Origin of the sequence: Blastomonas sp. UPD001 (assembly GCF_003426715.1) — a bacterium.
GTDB lineage: Bacteria > Pseudomonadota > Alphaproteobacteria > Sphingomonadales > Sphingomonadaceae > Blastomonas.
Genome location: NZ_QKVT01000213.1, coordinates 1 through 907, shown reverse-complemented (window position 1 = coordinate 907; position 907 = coordinate 1). Strand labels below are relative to the sequence as shown.

Here is a 907-nt window from a genome sequence, read left to right as displayed (position 1 = left end):
CCAGGGGGTGGAGGGGTTTGCTGACGGACTTCTTGTCGGGCCACTGGCTAACCTGTTCGCATCGCTTGATTTTGCTGCAACAGAACTGCTTCTCTTCGCCGGAATATGGTTTTCCATCGGTGCATTCGATGATCTCGCGCTCGATCTTGCCTGGCTCTGGCAGACGCTAACCGGGCAAAGGCGCGATTCGCAGGTGTCGCCGCACAGGGCGATCAGAGATGCGGCTACCGCGTCTCCCGAATTTGCCGTGTTCGTCCCCGCCTGGGATGAGGCCGAGGTGATCGGCGACATGGTTGCGCATTGCCTGGCGCGCTGGCCGACCCGCGATTACCGGCTCTATATCGGAACCTATGCCAACGATCCGGCGACGGCGGCGGCGGCGTGCGAATGCGCGAGGGGCGATGCCCGGGTGCGGGTGGTGACGCTGGACATCGCCGGGCCGACCTCCAAGGCGGATTGCCTGAATGGCCTGTGGCACGCGATGTGCGCCGACGAGACCGCGGGGGGCTGGTCCTTTCGCGCGGTCGTGCTCCACGATGCCGAGGATGTCGTGCATCCGGCGGAACTCGGCTTGTACCGGCCCGCGCTGGTCGATCACGACTTCGTGCAGATTCCGGTGCGCCCGCTGATCGATCCGCGCGCGCGGCTGATCAGCGGGCATTATGCCGACGAGTTTGCCGAGGCGCATCTGCGCAAGATGCCGGTGCGCAGCCGGCTCGGTGTCGCCATACCCTGCGCTGGCGTGGGCTGCGCGTTTCGCCGCGAGGTGCTGCAGGCGCTGGGGCACGGAGGCCAGGGCGACGCGCCCTTTGCCACCGACAGCCTGACTGAGGACTATGAACTCGGCATCCGCATTCACGAGAGCGGAGGGCGCGGGATATTCGTCCGCGCGCGCGACGGGGCAGGG

The 907-nt window shown here is 66.5% G+C and carries 1 protein-coding gene; it reads left to right on the top strand.

Features of this window, described 5'->3' with window-relative positions; genetic code table 11:
• Positions 1–193 precede the first annotated feature (193 nt).
• The coding region (locus tag DM995_RS21025) for a glycosyltransferase (protein WP_198669571.1) at positions 194–907 on the top strand (714 nt) is incomplete at its 3' end.